The following is a 21,480-nucleotide window of genomic DNA, read 5'->3' as shown; positions in this document are numbered from 1 at the left end:
CGACCTAAACCACAACACCGAGTGTCAAGGATCAACCGAAACAGAAACGTAAACCATCAACCGACTCTGAACAGGGGAAATGTATGACTTCGGGTGATGTTTGTCGTTTCGCCTTCGGGTGATTGGAGGGCCGACCACCGTTGGGGCCGCTCATCCCCACCAGAACGACGTGGCGATCGCCACATAGAGCGCGATGAGCACTGCTCCCTCGAACCAGGTCGACTCGCCGTCGAAGGTCACCAGCACCGCGACCAGCGCCGACATAATCATCGACGCCAACAGCAGCGGCGAGAACACCAGATCGAAACCGGGCTGGCCGAGCCATCCCGCCGCCAGGCAGACGATCGGGGCGATGGTGAGCGCGATCTGGACGGGCGACTGGAGGACCACCTGAACCGCGTAGTCCATCTGGTTCTTGACAGCCAGCTGAATGCCGACGAAGTTCTCCACCGCGTTGCCAGCGACGGCCACGATCACCAGACCGGCGAAAACCTCGTTGATGCCCGCTGCATGCATCGCCGGCTCGAGGGCGGCGACGAACCATTCCGACACGAAGGCCGCACCGATACCGGCGCCGGCCAGCATGCCGATGGCCATCGCCAGCGGCCACTCGCCGTGCGCTGTCGCGGCACTGGCGGCTTCGGCCGAATCGGGGCTGGCCACAATGGGAGAGGCCGCTCTGGAGGGTTTATGACTAGCTTGCAGCGCCGAGTCGGGGGCCCGGTTTCCGAGCGTGGCGGGCAGCGAGAGTGCGAACAGCGCGAGCATGACGATGGAGACGACGACCGACAGCGCCCGTTCGTGCTGTTGCGCCGGGGTGTGTATTGCAGCGGTGAGCGAGGGGACGGCCAGGATGAACACCGCGAGGGTGAACATCAGTCCGAGGGTGCGTCCGTCGTCGGCGGCGAAGCGCTGGCGGCCGTGCTTGATCCCGCCGGCCACGAATGCGAGCCCGAGCACCAGCAGGGCGTTCGAAAGAATCGAGCCGACGATGGTGGCCTTCACCACGCCGTAAAGGCCTGCCTTGAGCGCGAACAGGATGACGAACAACTCGGGCAGGTTTCCCAGCGCCGTCTGCAGTATCCCAGTGGCGTTGGGCCCGAGCCGAGCTCCGAGCGCCTCCACCGAACGGCCGACCAGAGATGCCAGTGTGGCCAACGCGAGTGCGGAGATGGTGAACGACAGCACTGCATTCGCGTGGGTGAAGTTGAGAACCCCTGCTGCCACGGACGCGATCACGGTGATGGTGATCATGATGCGGTCGCGCCGGGTCAGCAGCGGGAGCCGTTCGGTATGGGTGCTCGTCACGCGCCTCTCCCTCTGATCGCGCTGAAGTTTTCCACAACCGAACGGTTCGCGCGGGAAACACGCTTGTCCCGCTGCGGCGACCTCGACTTACTGCCGAGTCCGGGTAATGGCGGGATGCAGCCGTAATCCTGATCTGCGCCGTCACGCTCATGCTGATAGGTGCCATCAACCCCTGGGTTATGGGCTAGCGGACCCAGAGACGCACCGCAAGAAAGCATTGATGTCGCCGTGCAGCAGCGCATCGCCGAGAGCGATGATTCGTGACATCGACAATCGACGGACGGCTCTGGGCGACCCCATTGGCTCAACTTCTTCGTTCTACTGCCCAATTTGGTCAACACCCTCGCCGCTTCGTTGTACGGAAACAGGCGGTAGAACACCCCCGATGGCCCTGTAACGAGCGTTGCGGCCTCAGCCTTACTCAGGAGGCGGGGATTGGCGAGCGCGATAGAAGTGACTGGGGCACAGCACTATCTGGCGCTGACCACTGAAGTCATCGCTAAACTACCCGCGCGTTGATCACCGAATGGCATGATTGCGCAGGATTTCGCTTGATGGAAGATGCAGTGGCACTGCGTGGTTGGGGACGTCGTACCTCATCCGCCGGTTACGTGAACGTTCATGCAGATGCCGGGCACCAGTATTAACGACCCGGCCCGCGGACAGGTCAGTTCCTACGAAGCCAGCAGCGGGGCAAGGGGGCAACGTCAATCAACGTGCCACCGTTGCTTGGCGGGTCAGTACAGGCGATCCAACCGACCCCTGGGAAATCCCTGAAACCAGCCATGGCCTGCGCGGTCTGTTGGGTCAAGGGCGCGGCATCCTCTCTCCGCCGCGTAGGATCCCTATATGCGAAGGGCTTTCGTCGTTACATTCGCGGTTGGGTTGATTGTCGCGCTGTTCGGTCTGATCTGGGCGCTCCAGGGATTTGGAGTGCTTGGTGGGAGCCCGATGAGCAATACCACGACCTGGTCCATCATCGGTCCGATCACGGTGCTGATTGGCATCGTGATTGCGCTATTCAGTTGGCGGAGATTCTCGTCAAAATAGCGCTTCATGTCTCCACCACCGTGAAGTCCACCGTGTGCCAGCCGGTGGCGCCGTCGGGGACGGTACCAACCTGATCTGCCGTTTGGGTGCCTCCGGTGTTGTCGGTGGCGCGCACGGTGATGGTGTGTCTCCCAGGGTTTTTCGCCTGCCAGGGGAAGCTCCACAATCGCCACGTGTCGTTGGAATAACTCGCGCCCTGTTGCGCGGGCTGCCACCCGCCGTCGTCGATGAGGACCTCCACAGCCCGCACCCCACGATTCTGTGCCCACGCGACACCGCCAAACACCACGGGTCCCATCGGCACCTTCTGGCCACCTTTCGGCACGTCGATCCGCGACTCCGTCTTGATGGGTGCACGCGGTGCCCAGCCCTGCCGCGTCCAGTACGCCTCTGCTCTGTCGAAGCGGGTCAGCTCCATCTCGACGACCCACTTGGTCGCCGACACGTACCCGTAGAGCCCGGGTACTACCAGCCGGGCCGGGTAACCGTGCTCGATCGGCAGCGGCTGACCGTTCAGGCCGACGGCCAGGAGCGCGTCGCGGCCATCGGTGAGCGCCTGCACCGGCGTGCCGGCGGTGAACCCGTCGATCGAAGTCGAGAGCACCATATCGGCATCCGCGTGCACGCCGGCCGCCGCCAACAGATCAGCTACCCGGTAGCCCGTCCAGACACCCGTCGAAATCAGTGGGCCTCCAACGGGATTCGACACACAGGTTAGCGTCGTCACCGTTTCGACGACGTCGAAACGGGCGAGGTCTTCGAAGCTGTAGGTGGCTTCATGGTCCACCATGCCGTGGATGCGCAGCCGCCAGTCGCCGTGGCTGAGTTGGGGAACACTGAGTGCGGTGTCCACTCGGTAAAAGTCGGCGCCGGCGGTGACAAAGCTCGGTAGCGCAACGGCGTTCGGTTGCACATCAGTAGGTATTGGTGGCGCCGATATGCGCGGTCGGGGAAGTGTGAAGCTGTTGCGGTCAGCGGCCACCGAATGCACCAACCGCGTAATGACCGCACCCGCCACGCCACTCGCTACTCCGAATCCGAGCAATCCCAACATGATCAACTTGCGCCGGCCGGCATCCGGTTCGTCGTGGTCGGCTCTGTCTCCCGGGTCTCCCAGGGCGGGCCAAAACCGACGGGTGAGCACGCGAAGGGTCGCCACGCCGCAGGCGGCGCCCGCGACGGTGGGGATGGTGTCGAGTGCTGTCGCACCCTGCCGCGACAGCACGGCAATGCATCCCAGGACGCCGGCCCCGCCGACCATGGCGCTACCGAGCGGGCGACGCTGAGTCTCGAGGGTCCCGGCGATTGCAGCGATCGTAGCGATCACCACGAGCACGGCGACGGCCACGAAGAGTTTGTCCAGAGAGCCCAGGGTCTGAATGGCCCACTCTTTGATGGGACCCGGTGTCAGGTCGACGGCCACTGAGCCGATCGCAGCACGCGCATCGGCCCGCGCACCGAACGGGACGCCCACCAGCTGGGCTATTCCGAGCGAGACGGTAGCGGCGGCGACCCCAGCGATCATCCGCTCATTGGACGGGGCGACGACCATCGAACTACTGTACTCGTGTTCGCCTCAGCAACCGCAAACATCTTGCCGTGCAGGCGAACCGGCGACATCGGCATGCTGCCCGACGACCGGGGCACGGTACGGGCGATCTAGCCTGACCCTGCACTGGGGGCCACAGCCGTGACCTCGATTCGAGGCCCCAGCACGTCTGCAGTGATCGGCCCATACTGGAGGGATCTCGACGTTTCGTCGGCTGTAAGTCGCCCGTACTCGCCGAGAAGCACTGACAGGTCTTGGCCGGGTGGAAGTGGACATAATGATCATCCTTTACGCATTGGCCGCAGCGTTCGGCCTTGGTGTGCTCTGGCTGGGCACAAACGTTCGGGTCGTCAAGCAATTCGAACAAGGCGTCGTCTTTCGTTTCGGACGTGCGCAAACCGCGGTCCGTGGACCGGGGCTCACGATGCTGATTCCAATCGCCGATCGCCTCAAGAAGGTGAACATGCAGATCATTACGATGCCGGTGCCCGCCCAGGATGGCATCACGCGCGACAACGTGACCGTGCGTGTGGATGCTGTCATCTATTTCAAGGTTGCGGATCCGGTGCGTGTGGTTGTCGACGTACAGGACTATGTGTCCGCCATTGGCCAGGTCGCGCAGACATCACTGCGTTCAATCATCGGCAAAAGCGACCTGGACGACCTACTCTGCAACCGCGAGGGTCTCAATCAGGGCCTGGAGTTGATGATCGACAGCCCCGCGGTGGGCTGGGGTATTCACATCGACCGCGTGGAAATCAAGGATGTCGTACTGCCGGATTCGATGAAGCGGTCGATCGCGCGCCAAGCCGAGGCGGAGCGTGAGCGGCGCGCTCGGGTTATCACCGCTGACGGTGAACTACAGGCGTCTGAAAAACTGGCCCAAGCGGCCGAGACGATGGCCGTGCACCCGGCTGCGCTTCAGTTGCGGCTCTTGGAAACCGTGGTCGAGGTCGCCGCGGAGAAGAACTCGACCCTGGTGCTTCCCTTCCCCGTCGAACTGCTCCGGTTTTTGGAACGAGCAACACCACAAGCATCCGGGGGTCGGGACGACGAAGCCGCTATGCCCTCCACCGGAGCGGCGGCTTCGAAGACCGAGATGTCGAAGCTGGACAAGCCACAGATCCCCGAAGACGCCAGCGGTTTGGAAGTCGACACACGCATCGCGGGTCGGCATTCCGACTGAAACGGGTAGCCGTTCGAAACGGCCGAACCCGGGGTGAGCCGGCCATGTTGGCCGACACACCTGACTCTCGTCGAATTACTCTTGGCCCAGCAAATCTCACGGAACCGGTGTGTGGGTTGTGGCGGCGTGGCGGGCCCGCGCGGCAGTGCGTCGTGCGGCCTCCGTATGCTCGGCGGCGGTGACGACCACCGCGTCAGACCCGGGGTACACGGTCGCCTCCTGCCCAGTCACCAGCCAACGCACCACGTATGGCGGCGAGCCGTCTTGCGAGCGAACCTCGATGATCTCAGCATGTTGATCATGCCGTTCCGTGGTTGTGCCCTTTACCACGAGGTAGTCGCCGACATTAGCCTTCATCGCCCGCCCCCTTCTCGTCCTGGTGAGACTGCGGACCCCTCCATCGTGCGCGCGTTCGTCACTTAACGGAAGCCTGAGTAACTACTACAGCTTTCCGGCGACGAAGTCCGCGCTTGTAGGTCGGCGCGTACCGCCACGTCCGTGGCTGAATTCCGACGCGGCGGCCGCGCGAGGCTCGCGCTCGGTTTCGCCACACTGTTTAAATTGTGAGCGTGGCAGCGCGGGCCGTCCTGGTTACCCCACTGTCGGGCCCGCTGGCTAGATTCGGGATTGCAGGGGCTCGCGCCGTTGCTTTCTGGGCTGACAGTTGCGAAGTAAGTCTGGAGGTCATCGACGCTTACCCCTCCGCGGCGTCCGCGATACGGGCCGCCGAGGCTAGCCGGCCCAACGTGGTGTTCGGGCCCTACGGTTCAGGGCCCGCGCTCGCGGCCGCGGCCGCCAGCACAGGGGTCGTCTGGAACCACGGTGGCGCGACCGCCCGGCTGGCGCGGCCGGCGTATCCGCGTGTCGTCAACGTGGAGTCTCCCGCTTACCGCTATCTCGCCGCAGTGCTCGAAGCACTTGTCGCCGACGGTCTCGGGGAGGGGTCAGAGGTGGTAATAGTGCACGTCGACACGGGGTTTGGTCGCGAGGTGGCCGATGAGGCGGCGGTAGTGGCCCGGAGACTGGGTCTCCTGTGGCGGTCGGTCACTTTTCGGCCAGGCCGGGCCAGAGATATGCTGGCGCGGGTCCCGGCGGGCGATGTGCTGTTATCGGCCGGTTCCTTCGACGACGACGTCGCGATCGCGCAGTGGGCCAGCGAACACCGTTGGCGCGCAGTTGGATTGGTTGCCGCAGGGGTCGATGAGCTCCGCCATGCTATCGGTGATCGCGTGGAGGGGCTTTACGGACCGTGCCAGTGGTTGAACGACGGGACAGATGATCCCGCGGACGGACCCAACAGCGAGTGGTTCAGCCACTGTTACCGGGACGCGAACGGCACTGAGCCGCCCTATCCGGCTGCTGCGGCCTTCGCCGCAGGTGTCATTTGGCAGCGCTGCGTGAAGGAAGCCGACACTATTGAATCCTCTCCGGTGATGGCCGCATCACAACGACTAGACACCACCACCTTGTTCGGTCGATTTCGTGTCGACCCGGTCACCGGCGTGCAAACCGGCCATCAGATTCGCGTCGTTCAGTGGCGAGACGGAGAGCGGGTGCTGGTCGATCGGCCGCCTCGTCGGAAGTGAGCGTCAATGCCACATCACCTCCGCATGGGTCGGCGTGTTGGGGGCGGTCCGTCCCTAGCTAACCAGCTACACCTGTCAGCTCGTCCCGTCGCGGCGGCAACGCGGCGTCCAGGAACGAATCTGGCCGGTACTGAGCCCCGTACCGAAGACGTACGGCAATAGTCAATTTCACTGTGTTACAGGCGATTTAAGCCATCGCGGCCAGCGGTTTCGCCTGGTCGGCGCGGCGCTGGATAGGGACTCATAATCCGTCGGTCGCGGGTGCGAGCCCCGCCCGACGCTTTACGCCGCAATGGCGCTCGGCTGACGGCCCGTCTGCCTTGCCAAGCGAATCTCCAAAGCGATAGCACATGCGATATCAACTTTTGAGGCTGCACCCGCTGTGTGGTCGCAGCCATCCGGCGACATTCGAGCCGTGGCAGTCTGGGGAGTGTGACCGACCTCGTGGAGGACTTCGAGGCTCAGCGGCCGCGCCTGTTCTGGTTGGCCTACCGACTGCTGGGGTCGGCGAGCGAAGCCGAAGACGCCGTGCAGGACGCATACCTGCGACTACACGGCGCGGACTCGGCGCTCATCGAATCGCTGCCGGCGTGGCTAACCAAGGCCGTCACGAACCTGTGCCTCAACCGGCTCACGTCGGCCCGCGCTCGCAGGGAGGTCTACCCCGGACCGTGGCTTCCGGAGCCAGTCCTCACCGACGACCGGACACTCGGCCCCCAGGAAATTGCCGAGCAACGCGAGTCGGTGTCCATCGTGCTGCTGAGCTTGATGGAGCAACTCAAGCCCAACGAGCGGGCGGTGTTCGTGCTCAGAGAGGCGTTCGCCTACAGCCATTCAGAGATCGCCGAGATCCTCGAGATGTCGGAGGCCAACGCCCGGCAGCTGTACCGGCGCGCGAGGCAACGCCTTGGTGAACCTCGGCGGCGTTTTCAACCTGATCGGACGCAGTGGCAGTCGCTGGTCGATCGGTTCTTCACCGCCGCCACCGCCGGCGACGTCGCCGGACTCGTCGAAATCTTGACCGCCGATGTGACGTCCACGGCGGACGGCGGCGGCAAGGTGGCGGCGGCCCGGCGCGTGGTCTCGGGCCGCGACCGGATGGCCCAGTACGTGGCGCGGGTGTTCACCAGAAACCTGGCGCAGGTACGGCTGCGTCTGGATGTCGCCGAGGTCAACGGCGAGCCCGCGATGCTGGCATTCGACGGCGACACGCTGGCGGGGGTCTTGTGTTTCGAGATCACCGGTGAGCGGATCGCGGCCCTACGGATCCTGGCCAATCCCGACAAACTGCGGTTCCTTGCCGGGCAGTTGTCACATCCGGCGGACCTGCCCGGTTCGTAAGAGTATGGCGAATCAAGTACTCGTAACCGGCGGCACCGGAACCGTGGGCCGCATCGTTGTCGACCATCTTGCGGCCGAGGGCAAAGATGTCCGCGTTCTCAGCCGCGGGCGGCGGCCCCGGCAGTCCTCCACTATTCGGCATGTCGTGGGGGACGTGCGAACCGGTGATGGGCTCGACGCGGCGCTGGACGGCGTCGACACGGTCGTGCACTGCATCTATCCCACCGAGCACCTGGTCACAGCCGCGAAACGGGCGGGCTCACCACATCTGGTGTACGTCTCCATCGTCGGAATCGACCGAGTCCCGTTCGCCCTCTACCGCTTGATGCTCGCCAACGAACGCACGATCGCCGAGTCGGGCCTGCCATGGACCGTGCTGCGGGCGACCCAGTTTCACGATCTCATCGCCTTCCTATTGCGCATGCTCGCGAAACCACCGGTCATGGCGCTGCCGGCGGGGCTGCGGTTCCAACCGGTCGACGTGCGCGACGTGGGCGCGCGGTTGGCCCAATTGGCGCTGGGCGAGCCGATCGGGCGGGCGCCCGATTTCGGCGGCCCGCAGGCGCGCGGGCTCGACGATCTTGCCCGCAGCTACCTGGCGATCGTCGGTAAGCGTCGGCCTATCGTCCCGATCCGATTGCCCGGCAAGGTATTCGGCGGGATACGCGCCGGCGGGCTGCTGGCCCCGGAGCACGCCGCCGGCACGATCACCTTCGAGCAATACCTCGGCGAACAAGTCGCCGCGGGCCACCTGCCCTACCGCGGCATCATCCGCACCTACCTGCCGCACCGTCGACGCATGGATGCGCGGTGAACGCACGGCAGACCGCGCTTCGCGCCGGGGTGTGGTTTCTGACATTCGTGGAGATCGTGGTCGGACTCGTCGCGACACTGGCCCCGCGGGCGTTCTACGACTACGTGCCCTGGGTGGATCTCATCCCGCCGTACTCCGAACACCTCATGCGCGACTACGGCGCCATGAATCTCTCGCTTGCGCTCGTATTCATTGTCGCCGCAATCACGATGGAGCCCCGCATGGTGCGGGTTGCGCTGGGCGCGTACCTGCTGTTCGCCATCCCGCACCTGATCTTTCATCTCACCCACCTGGAGCACTTCACAACGGCGGCCGCAGTCTGGCAAACGATTGTGCTCACGGTTGCCGTGCTGCTGCCGGCTGGCCTGCTTATCCTCGCGGCGTGGCGGCCCAGGCGAGCCGCCATCGCTTTTTAGCTCCCGGCAGGGGGTTCATTTTGTGCGGGTGTCGAAATGGTTGGGCTACGTAGGGCGCGGCGCGGATCGGCGGCGTGTCGCCAGCTAACACCCAAGCGCAAATCTCATCGCTGCGTCAACGCGGCGTCCAGGGGCGATTCCAGGGCGAATCGAGCCCGTACCGAAGGCGTACCGCCGACGCCCGAAATCCCTGTCTCGCAGACGATTAGAGGTCGCCGCGAGCCGTTTCTCCTGGTCGAGGATATCGCCTGCTATGGACTCATAATCCCTTGGTCCCAGGTTCGAGCCCCGCCCGCCCCACCACAGTGGCCAATGACGTCGGTCGATGAGGGAGACCTGTCCCTTCTGAAGTGAGCACGGTTCGCAGCGGGCCCGGCCCGGTTGATGCGACCCCCTGCGCAACAGCGTGCCGGCCTTTGGAAGCCGGAGCTACGTTCGCAGCGCCGTTATTACAGTTGAACTAATGACTGACGCAACGGGCGCACCGCCGAATGACGGCTTCGAGTTTGTCATCGCAGAACCAGGCGTCGAGATCTCGGTGCAGCAGTCGGGCGAGGGCCCGACCGTGCTTTTGGTCGGCGGCCTCGGCATGCCGAGCATCACGTGGAACATCTGCGGACTTCCCCAGTCCCTCGTCGACGCCGGTTTCCAGGTCATCGCATACAACGCGCGCGGCATGTCGCCATCCTCCGCACCGGCCGCGCCGTACTCGGTGGCAGACCTCGCCGCCGATGCCGCGGCCATCCTCGACCATTTCCAGGTCGACCAGGCCATCGTCGTCGGCTACTCGATGGGCTGCTATATCGCGCAGACGCTACTGCGTAGCCGGCCCGAGCTCGTGCGGGCGCTCGTTCTGTTCGCCGGGCTGCAGCCGTCGCCGGTGGGTGCGATGGTTGGCGAGATGGAACTCGGTCTGATCGAACGCTACGGTGAATTGCCGCGCGAGGTATTGGTGTTCGAGCAGTTGTTGACCACCCTCCACCTGCCGATGCTGCAAGATCCGGAGACCGTGCGGGGCTGGCAGCAGGCGCTGTCGGCCGGCTATGAGAGCGGTTGGGCAGGACAGGAGGGTTTCAAGGGCCAGCTGACGGCTTCCCAGCAGTGGATCACGTCCGGCGAACCGACGCCGGAGCATCTCGGCGAGATCGACGTGCCTACGCTCGTCCTGGCTTTCGAACACGACCTGTTCTTTCCGCCGGCCCTCTGCGAGGCGTCGGCTCGGCTTATCCCCGGCGCGGAGTTCGTACGAATCGACGGCGCCGGACACGGCGGCATCTTCACCGCACCCGGCGACAGCGTCGCCCGGATCACCAATTTCTGCCGCGCGCACCGCGATTCACAGCGGTAGGTCACCGCCGTCCCAGTCGTGGTCGTGCATGAACGCGTCCGGGATATTCACCCGATAACGAGCCGCCTCGGTGAAAATGGTTGCCGCGACGAGTGGCAGCGCCAGGGTGGGCCTGAGATCGCTGCGGGTGAAGACGGCGTCGTCGGTACGGCGGTAATCTCGCAGAAATCCGCGGAAGGTGTTGTCCTGCAACGACGATTTGCGCCACCCGTACATCAGCATCCCCGGACCCAGCATCTTGCTCACACCGGGCTGGGGCGTGATGAGCTCGTCGTTCACGCCGAAAAATGCCCTGTCGACCCGCGTTTCCGGATCGAACAACAGGATTCCGCTGGTTGCACGCGGATTGCATTCAACCGTGAAGAGCCCTCGGCCGGGCACTTCGATGAAGTCCAGCCCCATCTGCCCGGTGAAATTGAACGCCTTGACGCACTCGCGCGTCCATTCAGCGATAGCCTCGTGCTGGACGGACTCGAAGAACAGGCACGACGTGCCGTCGATCGCGTAACGCACCGGGTAAAGTGCGTGTGCTTTCACCTGACCCTCGTGGCAGACGGAATACGAGCAATAGCTCGTGCCGTCGGCCCATTCCTGGGCAATCCACGGATTCTCCTCTTCGAAACTCAGGCCGCGCGGCAGTTCACCCGGACGCACCTTTTGGACTTCCTGCGACCCCCGCGAGTAGACGCGCTTGAGGGCGAAGGGCTGGTCGAAGTCCAACGCTTCGAGCTCCTCCTGGCTGCGGACGAGCGCGAAGTCGAGCGTGGGCATGCCCAGCGTCTTGAGCGCGGCCTGGAACTCGTACTTGTTTTCCAGCCGGGCCTCGAGATCGAAACTGGATAAGAACAACTTCTGGCGGTCCGGGAAGAGATCGGGATGTCGCTTGATCGTGTTTGCCAAGATCTCGGTCCCCTCGTGGACCGTCACGACCATGTCGACGCCCTCCTCGCGGACGATGTCCGCGAGCGCCTGCGCCCACTCAACCGGCTCATACCTCGGCCGCGGTGCACGGAACGTCTTTTTGACCACCGATGAGAACCTGGACACCGGAAACCGCACCGAGTCTGTGATCAGCACGTCGTGTCCCGCGGCGCCCATCAGGCGGGCCAGGTGGAGTGACAGATATGACCGACCGAAGGTGATCAGCACGGTCTTTCGACCAAATCCGGACATCGGACCTCCCATTGAACCCCGAGCCCTATTCGCCGTGCTCCGGCTCGATCCGGGTCTTCTTCCGGATCGACGATCGCGCCTCATGCAGGTGCTTGGCCGCCCACCGGCGATACGTTCGTCGAGCCCACGACATCCGTTCCTGCGAACGCTCCGGACTGCGGACCAGCTCGAGGTCGACATGGTCGAGCTCCTCGGGCCCGATTTCGATTCGGTCGCGGCCGTGGATGAACTGCAACACCAGAGCGTCGGGGTCCAGCAATTCGCGCTCCCACGCCTCGTGGTCATCGAGGTCGGCGATGCCCATCGCGTCGGCGGCGTTGCGAAGCACCTCGCCCAGTTCACCGTCGAGCAGTTGACGAAACGCGTCGGCGCCCTGCCGGGGATTGGCGATCATCCACGAGTGATACGCGTCCGGCACCTTGTACAGCGTGGCGTCGGACTCGTCGGCGATGTCGCGCGCGTGTTGGAACGGCACGATCATGTCCTTTTCGGCGTGCACCACCATCGTGGGCATCCCCTCGTCGCGCATGGTGTGCAGCATCGGCGTGTAATCACCGGACTCGATGATGGCCTTGATCGTTCGCACGGCCACGAGGGGATAACGCAGGTTGGGCACCGCCACCGCGGCCAGCACGCGGAAGTATCCGAGCTGCTCGCTCGGTGAGAGCTGCGTGGGGTCGCCCAGTGTGTCGCGGAACGCGGTGTAGGCCGCGCCCAACGCCTTGGTTGGCGACCTCACCAGTTTTGGGATGGTCGTGTCGAATTGCGCGCCGGCCGCCGGGTCGAACAGCACGGCGGCGAGTACCCGCTCGGGCGCGCGTGCGGCCAGCTGGATGGTCATTCGGCCGCCCATCGAATGGCCCACGAACAACGCTTGCCCGATGCCGAGGGCGTCCAGCGTGCGCAACACCGAATTGGCGCGATCGGTGAAGGCGCACGCGTCGCCGGGCAGTCGCCCGGTGTCGCCGTGACCGGCGGCATCGACCGCGACGACCAGAAATCCCATCCCGGCGATCCGGCTGAGCATCCGGAGGTATGCCCTACGACTGAGCAGGAGCCCGTGCATGAACAACAACGGCACTCCGCGGCCGCCGACTGAAAGTCCAATCCGGCGCCCGTCATCGAGTTCCACGACGTGATGGCTCAGGCGGATGCGGCTTGGTGATGTCTCCGTCATGGCCTCGGCGGAATTCCCAGCCGGCCGGGCCTTAAAACGGTGTCGAGCGGCAAGCGTCGCGCTTGTGCGGCCCCAACTGGGGGTATCCGGCTGTGCAAGATGACGCAAATGTCCAATCGAAGCACGGACGAAATCGACCCTTGCGTGCGTGTTTACGGGACGCGGGTCCACAACCTGCGGGGTGTCGACGTCGTAGCGCCGCGCGACGCGCTGGTCGCGTTCACCGGAATCTCCGGATCCGGCAAATCGTCGCTGGCCTTCGGGACCATCTATGCCGAGGCCCAGCGCCGCTACTTCGAATCAGTCGCTCCGTACGCCCGTCGACTGCTATTGCCAACCGGCGCACCGAAGGTGGATGACATCACCGGGCTACCGCCTGCCGTCGCACTGCAGCAGCGCCGGGGTTCGGCGACGTCGCGGTCGACGGTCGGCACCGTCACCACCCTGTCGAACCTGCTGAGGATGCTGTTCTCCCGCGCCGGCACCTACCCGCGCGGGGCCACGGAACGACTGGACTCCGATGCGTTCTCGCCGAACACCGCGGTGGGGGCGTGCCCCGAATGCCACGGGTTGGGACGAATCCACCGGGTGACCGAAGAAACGCTGGTACCCGACCCGTCGCTGACCATCCGCGAAGGCGCGGTGGCCGCATGGCCGGGAGCGTGGCAGGGCCAAAACCTCCGCGACATCCTCGTCACGCTCGGGTACGACATCGACAAGCCATGGCACAAACTCCCTAAGCGGCAACGCAATTGGATCCTGTTCACCGATGAGCAACCGACGGTCGAAATCGATCCGAGCCAGCACCCGGTGCAGGCCGACTATTACTACAACGGCACGTTCTCCAGCGCCGAACGTCACGTCCGGCACACGTTGGCCAACTCCCATAGCGCGATGATGCGTCGCCGCGTACTGCAATTCGTCGACAGCGTCGAGTGCCCGGTATGCGACGGCTCCGGGCTGCGACCGGAGGCGCTGAAGGTGACGTTCGCCGGGCGCACCATCGCCGACTACACGGCGATGCCGTTGGCCGACCTTGCTGAGGCGTTGCGCCCGACGGCTTCTCGGACCGATGCCGCTGCCGCGTACGAGTCCACGAAATCCGGTGAGCTGACGGAAGTGGCGACGATGATCGCCGCCGACCTCGTCGCACGCCTGCAGGTACTCATCGATCTCGGCCTCGGTTATCTCACGCTCAGTCGCCGCACTCCGACGGTGTCACCCGGCGAATTGCAGCGGTTGCGGCTGGCTACTCAACTGCGGGCCGGCTTGTTCGGCGTGCTCTATGTGTTAGACGAGCCGTCGGCCGGACTGCACCCTGCCGACGCCGAACCGCTACTCGAGGTGCTCGATCGCCTGCGGCGCGCGGGCAATTCGCTATTCGTGGTCGAGCACGACATGGACGTGGTACGCCGTGCCGACTGGATCGTCGACGTGGGACCAGGGGCCGGAGAGCTCGGTGGGGGCGTGCTCTACAGCGGACCGGTGCCGGGTCTCGCCGACATCGAGGGCTCGGTCACTCGCAAATACCTTTTCGAGGAGGACGGCCCGCCGCCTCGCCAACCGCGCACGCACGCCGGCTGGCTGCGGCTGCGCGGGATCTGCTTCCACAATTTGAGAGACCTCGACGTGGACCTGCCACTCGGGGTGTACACCGCGGTCACCGGTGTGTCTGGTTCCGGCAAGTCGACGCTCGTCGTCAAGGTCCTCGGCGATGTCGTGCACAGCCATCTCGGCACCGGACGGATGGCCGAGCCGGCGGAATCCGATGACGACGAAACCGACAGTGGGATCGTCGATCTCGATCACGACGCGAGTGTCGGTGTGACGGCAGAGGGGACCGAGGAGATCAACCGACTGGTATCCGTCGACCAGCGCCCGATCGGACGCACGCCGCGCTCGACGCTGGCGACCTACACCGGCCTGTTCGATGCCGTGCGGCGTGAATTCGCCACGACCCCGAAGGCGCGTCGCCGCGGCTGGACAGCGGGCAGGTTCTCGTTCAACGTGGCCGAAGGGCGCTGCCCCACCTGTCAGGGGGAGGGGTTCGTCTCGGTCGAATTGTTGTTCTTGCCAGGCACATACGCCACATGTCCGGCGTGTCAGGGAGCGCGTTACTCCGACGAGACACTCGAGGTGCGCTATCGCGACCGTACGATCGCCGACGTGCTCGCGATGACCGTCGATGAGGCCTCCGAGTTTTTAGCCGACGTCGCAAGCGCGGCACGGAGCCTGACCACTCTGCAAGAGGTCGGACTGGGCTATCTGCGTCTCGGACAGCCCGCGACCGAGCTGTCGGGTGGCGAGGCGCAGCGGATCAAGCTCGCCGCCGAACTGCAGAGACCCCGGCGAGGGCATACTCTCTACGTCCTCGACGAGCCGACCACCGGGCTTCACCCCGCCGATGTGGATTTGCTCGACCGTCAACTGCACCGTCTGGTCGACTCGGGCAATACCGTCGTGGTGGCCGAACACGACATGCGGATGGTCGCGGGTGCGGACTGGGTGATCGACCTGGGACCGGGAGCCGGCAGCGACGGCGGACGGGTCGTTGCGGCGGGCCCGCCGAAGAAGGTGGCACGTGCGAAGCACAGCCGCACGGCGCCGTATCTGGCGAGGCGCCTGGCACAAGCCGAGTGCTTACCGGCTTAAGCGCCATCGCAAATCTTGTCAGGCAATCCGGACGACCGCTTGTTCGAAGTACTGGTTGTAGGCCAGGTAGACCGGTTTCCTTCCGGTTTGGTCCAGGAATTCCTGGAATGCCCTGAACTCCTGTTCCTCGGAGCCCGGGTAGTTATAAAACTCATCAAATACGATTACTGTACCTGACATAATATTGTCGGCCAGCTGATGGAAAATCTCTTTCGTCGACGTGTAAATATCGCAATCGACATGCAGGAAAGCGATGGGAGTGGATTTCAGCACTCGGTTTTTGAACTCCGGAAGGGTTTCGTGGAACATGCCTTTTACCAAAGTTACGTTATGGAGCACCGGGGGCATCCACCCCTCGACGTTCGCCCGAAAAGTACCTTGGGGAACGGTGATGTCGGCGCGGGCCCAGCGTTCAGGAAGGCCGTCGAAGGAATCGAATCCCCAGATGCGTTGCCGGGGATTGAGCGCGGCAACGAAGTTGATGGTTCTGCCGGTGCATACGCCCATCTCCAAAAACGCGCCCGCCAACGTAACGTGGTCGGAGCCGAATTTGAGCAATTCCGCGTCAGTGTCCAGGGCCTTGGCATTGCCGAAGTGCTCGGCCACCATCGTCCTCGCTGCCGGCGATTCTCGATAGTCCTTGTCCATCGGGTAGAAATTGAGGATTTGATGCCCATGATGCCATTCGTCGCTCACGATCGGCATTTTCACTAATTGGGCCCAATTGAATCCGTTGCTACACGGATAATCTGACGCCGTCGACGGCTCCATGCGCTCAACCTCCTCGCCGGAAGACGCAGCATGATTATCGGCAGCGTAGAGGCTTGCCACCCGATTCACGAGGGATTGTGGAATCCCATCGGCACCGGTGCTAGATCGTCCAGATCCCAGCGTTCGACGGCCGCACCTACGCTCGCCATCGCCGCGAAACTACCGGCACCTCCCAAGCCGTCCGGTCTGGCTACGGTACTGCGGCGACATCGCTACTTCGACACGAAAATTTGATACACCGGAACGGCCGATAGCGCAGTACTCTTATGAGCCAGCATCTCCATAAAGGAGCGGGATCGTGCGGTCTCAGAGAGTCGTCGTCAGTCGACCGGATCGGCTCCCGTTGGCCGCTCGCGCGTCTGCGGTGCCCGCGACAATCCTCGACCTAGGCGGTCGGTATCCGGGGGCTGCCGTGTTGCTCGCGGCGCCGCTGACAGTCGCCGGTATCTGGGGAATGGTCACCCGCCCATCGTTGGCCCTGCCGCTGGTACTGCTGGTCGGCGTGGCCTTGGTATTGACCGATTTCCTCGCGGGCCCATACCGAGAGGCTGAGCAAAAGGCTCGGGCCGCGGCCGGCGCCCCGATGCGGAACCGTCAGCCGCTCGTCAATCAGCCCCGGCCGCCGTCCAAGCAGAAGCCGCCGCGACCCAAGGTCGAAGCTCACGTGGGGGCGGAGGCAGAAGCCGCCGCCGCCCAGGCGCTGGCCGCAGAAGCCGAAGCGGTGGCCGCCGCGGCGCGGGCGCGGGCCGACGCGGCCGCGGCCGAAGCCCTTGCCGCGGAAGCGGAAGCGCTGGCCGCAGAAGCCGAAGCGGTGGCCGCCGAGGCGCGGGCGCAGGAGGAAGCCGCCGCGGCCGAAGCGCTGGCCGCCGAGCCCGAAGCGGTGGCCGCCGAGGCTCAGGCGCAGGCAGAGGTCGCCGTGGCGGAAGCGCTGGCCGCGGAGGCGCGGGTGCGAGAGCGAGCGCGCGCGGAAGCCGCAGCCGCCGAAGCGTTGGCCGCCGAGGCGCACAAGCGGGCAGAGGCCGCCGAAGCCCACGCCCTGGCCGCCGAAGCCCGGAAGCAGGCCAAAGCCGCCGAAGCCCACGCCCTGGCCGCCGAAGCCCGGAGGCGGGCCAAAGCCGCCGAACCCGAAGCTTTGGCTGCCGAAGCGCGTGCGCAGGCAGAAGCGACCGAAACTGAAGCCCTGATCGCCGAGGCGCGGGAACGGGAACGGGCACGCGCAAAAGCTGCCGAAGCCGAGGCGTTGGCCATCGAGGCGCGGAAGCAGGCGGAAGCCGCCGAAGCGCAAGCGCAGGCCGCCGCAGCGAGGAAGCGGGCAGAAGCCGCCGAAATCGAGGCCCTTGCGGCCGAAGCTCGCAAGCGGGCAAAGGCCGCCGAAGCAGAAGCGCTGGCGGCCGAGTCGCGGGCGCGCGCGGAAGCCGCCGAGACCCAGGCCCTGGCCGCCGAGGCGCGGGCGCGGGAGCGGGCGCGCGCCGAAGCCGCCGAAGCCGAGGCGCTGGCCGCCGAGTCGCGGGCGCGCGCGGAAGCCGACGAAACTCGCGCCCGGGCCGCCGAGGTTTGGGCGGGAGCAGAAGCCGCCGAAGCCCAAGCTCGGGCCGCCGAGGCGCGGGCGAAGGCAATCCGGTTGCGGCTCGAGGCCGAAGCCAAAAACAAGCGGCCCCCGCAAGGCAACCAGCCGTAGCCGTAGCGGTGGTGCGGCGCTCGCGAACACGCTGAGCAGACGCGGGCAGCGTCGTGTGGCCGGAAGTGTGGAAAATCGACGCCTGGGTATCCCAGCGGGCGTATGTCTACAGCACGTATACAACCGGATCAGCGCGAACTCGACGGCGTCCAACAGATCGTCGACGCCATCTCCCAGGCGTTCGCCACCAAAATCGTCGGGCAGCGTGAGCTTCGGGAGTCGCTGCTCATCGGTCTGCTCGCGGGCGGCCACGTCCTGCTCGAAAGCGTGCCGGGCCTGGCCAAGACCACCGCCGCCAAGGTGCTCGCCGAGTCGATTCATGGCCGCTTTCAACGCATTCAGTGCACACCCGACCTGCTGCCCAGCGACATCATCGGCACCCAGATTTACGACTCGGCGAGCAACTCCTTCGTCACCCAACTGGGTCCGGTGCACGCCAACGTCGTGCTGCTCGACGAGATCAACCGGTCCAGTGCCAAGACGCAGAGCGCGATGCTCGAGGCGATGGAGGAACGCCAGACCACGATCGCCGGGCAGGTCCACCCCCTTGCGGATCCGTTTCTCGTGATAGCCACCCAGAACCCCGTCGACCAGGAAGGCACCTATCCGCTGTCCGAGGCGCAGACCGACCGTTTCCTGCTCAAGGAGATCGTGCGCTACCCCTCCCCGCAGGAGGAGGTCGAAGTCATGTCGCGGATCGACGCCGGCATCTACGACAGGGGACAGCCGACGGCGCCGGTGGTCGGCCTCGATGACGTGTTGCGCCTGCAGGAGGTGGTGCGTCACGTCCACATGGACCGTGCGCTGATGCTTTACGCCAGCCAACTGGTCGACGTGACCCGTCACCCCGCGCGGGCGCTGCCCAAGCAGATCGCGCGCCTGGTCGAGTACGGTGCCAGCCCGCGTGCCACGATCGCGTTCTGCAAGGCGGCCCGAGCGCAGGCGGTGTTGGCCGGACGCGCGCACGTGCTTCCCGAGGACATCGCGAATCTCGCGCACCGGGTGCTGCGGCACCGGCTCATCCTCGGTTTCGAAGCGGCCAGCGCCGACATCACTCCCGAGGTCGTGATCGACGCCGCGCTGCGTGCCGTTCGCGTGCCCTGAGGCCAATCGTGGGTAAGCACCTCAACCGGGCCAAGGCGCACTTCGGCACTGACACCCGCGGTCTGCTCGAAGGCGGCCGCTACGCCCTGTTGCATACGCGCAGCATGGAATTCGACGACCTACGCCCCTACGTTCCCGGCGACGACGTCCGGGACATTGACTGGAAGGCGTCCGCACGCTCGGGGGGCGTGCTCATCAAACGGTTCGTGTCCGAAAAGCACCACAAGATCCTGCTCGTCGCCGACGCCGGTCGCAACATGTCGGCGCTCGCCCCGAGCGGGGAGTGCAAACGCGACGTCGCCGCGCACATCATGGGTGCGGTGGGGTTGATCGGCTTGCGGCGGTCCGATCAGATCGGCATGGTCTACGGCGACCGCCGCGGCAGCGTGAACATCCCGCAGCGACGTGGCGAGTCGCACATCGAGGGACTGCTGCACCGCTGGTATCAACACACCGGCAGCGGCCCCGGTCGTACCGACGTCACGGCCCAACTGGACTATGTAGCAACGCATTACCGGCACACCATGCTGATCATCGTCGTCTCCGACGAACCGGAGGTCGACGACCGGCTCAGCGAAGTGCTCACCAGACTGACCGGGCGCCACGACATCATGTGGGCCATGGTGTCGGACATGCCCGCGGTGGGTCCCGACAACACCGACGGATACGACGTCGCCACCGGCCGCTTCGTCCTGAACGGGGCCGACCTCGGCCCCCGCGTCGTCACCGCGTACCGGCGCGCCGAGCAGACGCGGCGCAACCGCCTCGATGCGTTCCTGACCGCCCATGCCATTCCGTACGCGATTATCGCCGGCAGCAAGGACATTCGGCGCGAGCTCGTTCTCCTGACCGAGGTGGCCGCCCGTGCCGGATGACCTGCTGCGCCATGTGTTCGGGCCGCAGCCGTACTCGTCGTGGTGGCTGTGGCTGGCCGTGTTACTGGTTGTTGTCGTCTCCGGTTGGTATGCGGGTGTTTTCGTGTGGACGCTGCGGTCGGACCGGTTGCGGCGCATCCCTGGTGCGCGGCGAGTGCATGCCTGGCTGATCCGCGAGCGATTTGCTCGTTGCGTGCAGGGTATCGCCGACGAGCACGATGCCGGGCGGATGCCGGCGCCGGCGGCGTGCGCGGCGATCAGCCGGACGCTGCGCAGCTTTCTGCATCAAGCGACCGGCACGCGCGCACAGTATCTGCAGATCGCCGCCATGGCCGACGTGGACCTGGCCGCGGCCGCGCCGCTGCTCACCCAGCTCGGTGACGGGCAGTTCAACGCGGAGACGCACGTCGATGTCGACGACGTGAGTACCCAGGCGCAGGAGTTGATCCGCTCGTGGGCCTGAGGTGGTGGCCGGTCGCGCTCATCGGATTGGCCTGTTTCGTCGCGGTCGTCGTTCTGGCGGCGTTGCTGTCGATGACCGCCACCCGCCGGCAGCTGCGCCCGCTGGCCAATGTCGCGCGACTGACCCGGTTGCCCGAGTACGCGAAAGTAGCGCGGCTGCGGTCGCTGTCGACGATTGTGACGTTGGTGGTCCTGACGGTCATGTTCGCTGCCGCGACGTGGGCGGGGGCCCGTCCGAGCGTGGCGACCAACGATTTCGATGCCGCCCACCCCGAGGACATCATGTTGTGCGTCGGGCAACCGGTGGCCGATGCGTCGACGGCGGAACTGCTCGACTACTTCGCGCGTCAGACCACGAATTCTCCTCAGGCCCAACGCATCGGCCTGACATCGGCCAACCGCCGCCTGGTGCCGCTGACGCGCGACCATCAGTACGCCGCCGGCCGGTTCGGCGACTATACCGGCGCCCACGAGACGCCTTCGGCGTCGTTCGCCCCTGCGGTGCCGTACTCCGATTACGCCGTAAGCGTGAATGACGTGCTTGCGTTGTGCCTCTCGGGCTTTCCTGCCGCAGAGCAGCGCGCCACGCACCGGCGCTCGGTGATCTATCTCGGGCCGTCGGATCTTCGTGCCGCGGGGGAGCAGCGTCCCGCATTGTTCACCGATGGCAGCGTCCGGGCCTTGGTCGAGCGGGTCGGAGCCCAAATCAACGTGATCGACACTGCCGCCTCACCCACGAGCGCTGCGCTGGGCACGCTCGCCAACCAGACCGGTGGACGGTACGTCGCCCTCGGAGCCAAATCGATGACCGCGGCGCTCAACGAGGTTCGCGCGCACGCCCCGCCGGCGCGCCGTGCCGATGGCACCGTTGTGATCGCGGACTTCCGCGACGCGCCGGTGGTACCGCTGGTGATCGCCTTGTTGTCGGCGGCCGTGCTGTCGGTCGCCCTCTTGGTGTTGCGCCGATGACGTTTCAACCCGTACTGCCCT

Annotated in this window: 19 protein-coding genes; 13 read left to right on the top strand and 6 right to left on the bottom strand. The window is 65.4% G+C overall.

Translation table 11 applies throughout. The features are described from left to right. Positions 1-150: 150 nt before the first annotated feature. Complete coding sequence (cax, locus tag A5732_RS04595; RefSeq protein ID WP_081395984.1) at positions 151-1,308, bottom strand: calcium/proton exchanger; 1,158 nt, start codon at positions 1,306-1,308, stop codon at positions 151-153. A gap of 849 nt (positions 1,309-2,157) precedes the next feature. On the opposite strand from cax, the gene A5732_RS27525 reads away from it, so the two are divergent. Beyond that, on the top strand, positions 2,158-2,358 hold the full coding sequence (locus A5732_RS27525) for a hypothetical protein (protein WP_076054073.1): 201 nt from the start codon (positions 2,158-2,160) through the stop codon (positions 2,356-2,358). Positions 2,359-2,362: 4 nt separating this feature from the next. On the opposite strand, the gene A5732_RS04580 is transcribed toward A5732_RS27525, so the two are convergent. Continuing rightward, positions 2,363-3,910 carry a molybdopterin-dependent oxidoreductase gene (locus A5732_RS04580; protein WP_076100991.1) on the bottom strand — a complete coding sequence of 516 codons (1,548 nt, stop codon included), beginning with the start codon at positions 3,908-3,910 and terminating at the stop codon, positions 2,363-2,365. A 274-nt stretch (positions 3,911-4,184) separates the two neighbouring features. Between A5732_RS04580 and A5732_RS04575 the strand changes: the two genes are divergently transcribed. Continuing rightward, positions 4,185-5,093: an SPFH domain-containing protein gene (locus A5732_RS04575; protein WP_076054070.1), complete on the top strand. Its 909-nt coding sequence runs from the start codon at positions 4,185-4,187 to the stop codon at positions 5,091-5,093. Between the two features lie 96 nt (positions 5,094-5,189). On the opposite strand, the gene A5732_RS04570 is transcribed toward A5732_RS04575, so the two are convergent. After that, on the bottom strand, positions 5,190-5,450 hold the full coding sequence (locus A5732_RS04570; RefSeq protein ID WP_076054068.1) for a DUF1918 domain-containing protein: 261 nt from the start codon (positions 5,448-5,450) through the stop codon (positions 5,190-5,192). A gap of 206 nt (positions 5,451-5,656) precedes the next feature. Between A5732_RS04570 and A5732_RS04565 the strand changes: the two genes are divergently transcribed. The 5 genes from A5732_RS04565 to A5732_RS04545 all read left to right on the top strand — a co-directional run bounded on the left by A5732_RS04565 (position 5,657) and on the right by A5732_RS04545 (position 10,598). After that, positions 5,657-6,679, top strand: coding sequence for an ABC transporter substrate-binding protein (locus A5732_RS04565; RefSeq protein WP_171974956.1), 1,023 nt, complete (start codon positions 5,657-5,659; stop codon positions 6,677-6,679). A 432-nt stretch (positions 6,680-7,111) separates the two neighbouring features. Continuing rightward, the gene (locus A5732_RS04560) at positions 7,112-8,020 is read left to right on the top strand and encodes an RNA polymerase sigma-70 factor (RefSeq protein ID WP_076054067.1); all 909 of its coding nucleotides are present in this window, start codon (positions 7,112-7,114) and stop codon (positions 8,018-8,020) included. Positions 8,021-8,024: 4 nt separating this feature from the next. Continuing rightward, positions 8,025-8,834 (top strand): SDR family oxidoreductase, encoded by an 810-nt coding sequence (locus tag A5732_RS04555; RefSeq protein WP_076054065.1) that lies wholly within the window; start codon positions 8,025-8,027, stop codon positions 8,832-8,834. Next, positions 8,831-9,250 carry a hypothetical protein gene (locus tag A5732_RS04550; RefSeq protein ID WP_076100989.1) on the top strand — a complete coding sequence of 140 codons (420 nt, stop codon included), beginning with the start codon at positions 8,831-8,833 and terminating at the stop codon, positions 9,248-9,250. Before A5732_RS04555 ends, A5732_RS04550 begins: the two co-directional genes overlap by 4 nt. A 463-nt stretch (positions 9,251-9,713) precedes the next feature. Then, positions 9,714-10,598 (top strand): alpha/beta fold hydrolase, encoded by an 885-nt coding sequence (locus A5732_RS04545; protein ID WP_076100986.1) that lies wholly within the window; start codon positions 9,714-9,716, stop codon positions 10,596-10,598. Here the strand turns inward: A5732_RS04545 and A5732_RS04540 are convergent. Together A5732_RS04540 and A5732_RS04535 are read right to left on the bottom strand one after the other, a co-directional pair. Next, positions 10,587-11,771 (bottom strand): ATP-grasp domain-containing protein, encoded by a 1,185-nt coding sequence (locus A5732_RS04540; protein ID WP_076054060.1) that lies wholly within the window; start codon positions 11,769-11,771, stop codon positions 10,587-10,589. The two genes, A5732_RS04545 and A5732_RS04540, sit on opposite strands and share 12 nt — an antisense overlap. A gap of 25 nt (positions 11,772-11,796) precedes the next feature. After that, a complete protein-coding gene (locus tag A5732_RS04535) occupies positions 11,797-12,948 on the bottom strand; it encodes an alpha/beta fold hydrolase (RefSeq protein ID WP_170880070.1) in 1,152 nt (383 codons plus the stop codon). 99 nt (positions 12,949-13,047) lie between these two features. Between A5732_RS04535 and A5732_RS04530 the strand changes: the two genes are divergently transcribed. After that, on the top strand, positions 13,048-15,600 hold the full coding sequence (locus tag A5732_RS04530) for an excinuclease ABC subunit UvrA (protein ID WP_076054055.1): 2,553 nt from the start codon (positions 13,048-13,050) through the stop codon (positions 15,598-15,600). An 18-nt stretch (positions 15,601-15,618) separates the two neighbouring features. On the opposite strand, the gene A5732_RS04525 is transcribed toward A5732_RS04530, so the two are convergent. After that, complete coding sequence (locus A5732_RS04525) at positions 15,619-16,296, bottom strand: TylF/MycF/NovP-related O-methyltransferase (protein WP_171974955.1); 678 nt, start codon at positions 16,294-16,296, stop codon at positions 15,619-15,621. Positions 16,297-16,783: 487 nt separating this feature from the next. Between A5732_RS04525 and A5732_RS27255 the strand changes: the two genes are divergently transcribed. The 5 genes from A5732_RS27255 to A5732_RS04500 all read left to right on the top strand — a co-directional run bounded on the left by A5732_RS27255 (position 16,784) and on the right by A5732_RS04500 (position 21,459). Beyond that, positions 16,784-18,049, top strand: a complete 1,266-nt coding sequence (locus A5732_RS27255) for a hypothetical protein (protein WP_076100981.1) — start codon at positions 16,784-16,786, stop codon at positions 18,047-18,049. 102 nt (positions 18,050-18,151) lie between these two features. After that, complete coding sequence (locus A5732_RS04515) at positions 18,152-19,153, top strand: AAA family ATPase (protein WP_076054049.1); 1,002 nt, start codon at positions 18,152-18,154, stop codon at positions 19,151-19,153. 8 nt (positions 19,154-19,161) lie between these two features. Continuing rightward, positions 19,162-20,028, top strand: coding sequence for a DUF58 domain-containing protein (locus tag A5732_RS04510; RefSeq protein WP_076100978.1), 867 nt, complete (start codon positions 19,162-19,164; stop codon positions 20,026-20,028). Then, positions 20,018-20,491 carry a hypothetical protein gene (locus tag A5732_RS04505; RefSeq protein WP_076100976.1) on the top strand — a complete coding sequence of 158 codons (474 nt, stop codon included), beginning with the start codon at positions 20,018-20,020 and terminating at the stop codon, positions 20,489-20,491. Before A5732_RS04510 ends, A5732_RS04505 begins: the two co-directional genes overlap by 11 nt. After that, entirely contained in the window at positions 20,482-21,459 is a 978-nt protein-coding gene (locus A5732_RS04500; RefSeq protein WP_076100974.1) for a hypothetical protein, read from the top strand. Before A5732_RS04505 ends, A5732_RS04500 begins: the two co-directional genes overlap by 10 nt. The last annotated feature ends 21 nt before the right edge of the window (positions 21,460-21,480 follow it).

The sequence above is a fragment of the Mycobacterium colombiense genome (genome assembly GCF_001953985.1).
GTDB classification, from domain to species: Bacteria; Actinomycetota; Actinomycetes; order Mycobacteriales; family Mycobacteriaceae; genus Mycobacterium; species Mycobacterium colombiense_B.
This window is presented reverse-complemented; position numbering and strand designations above follow the sequence as displayed.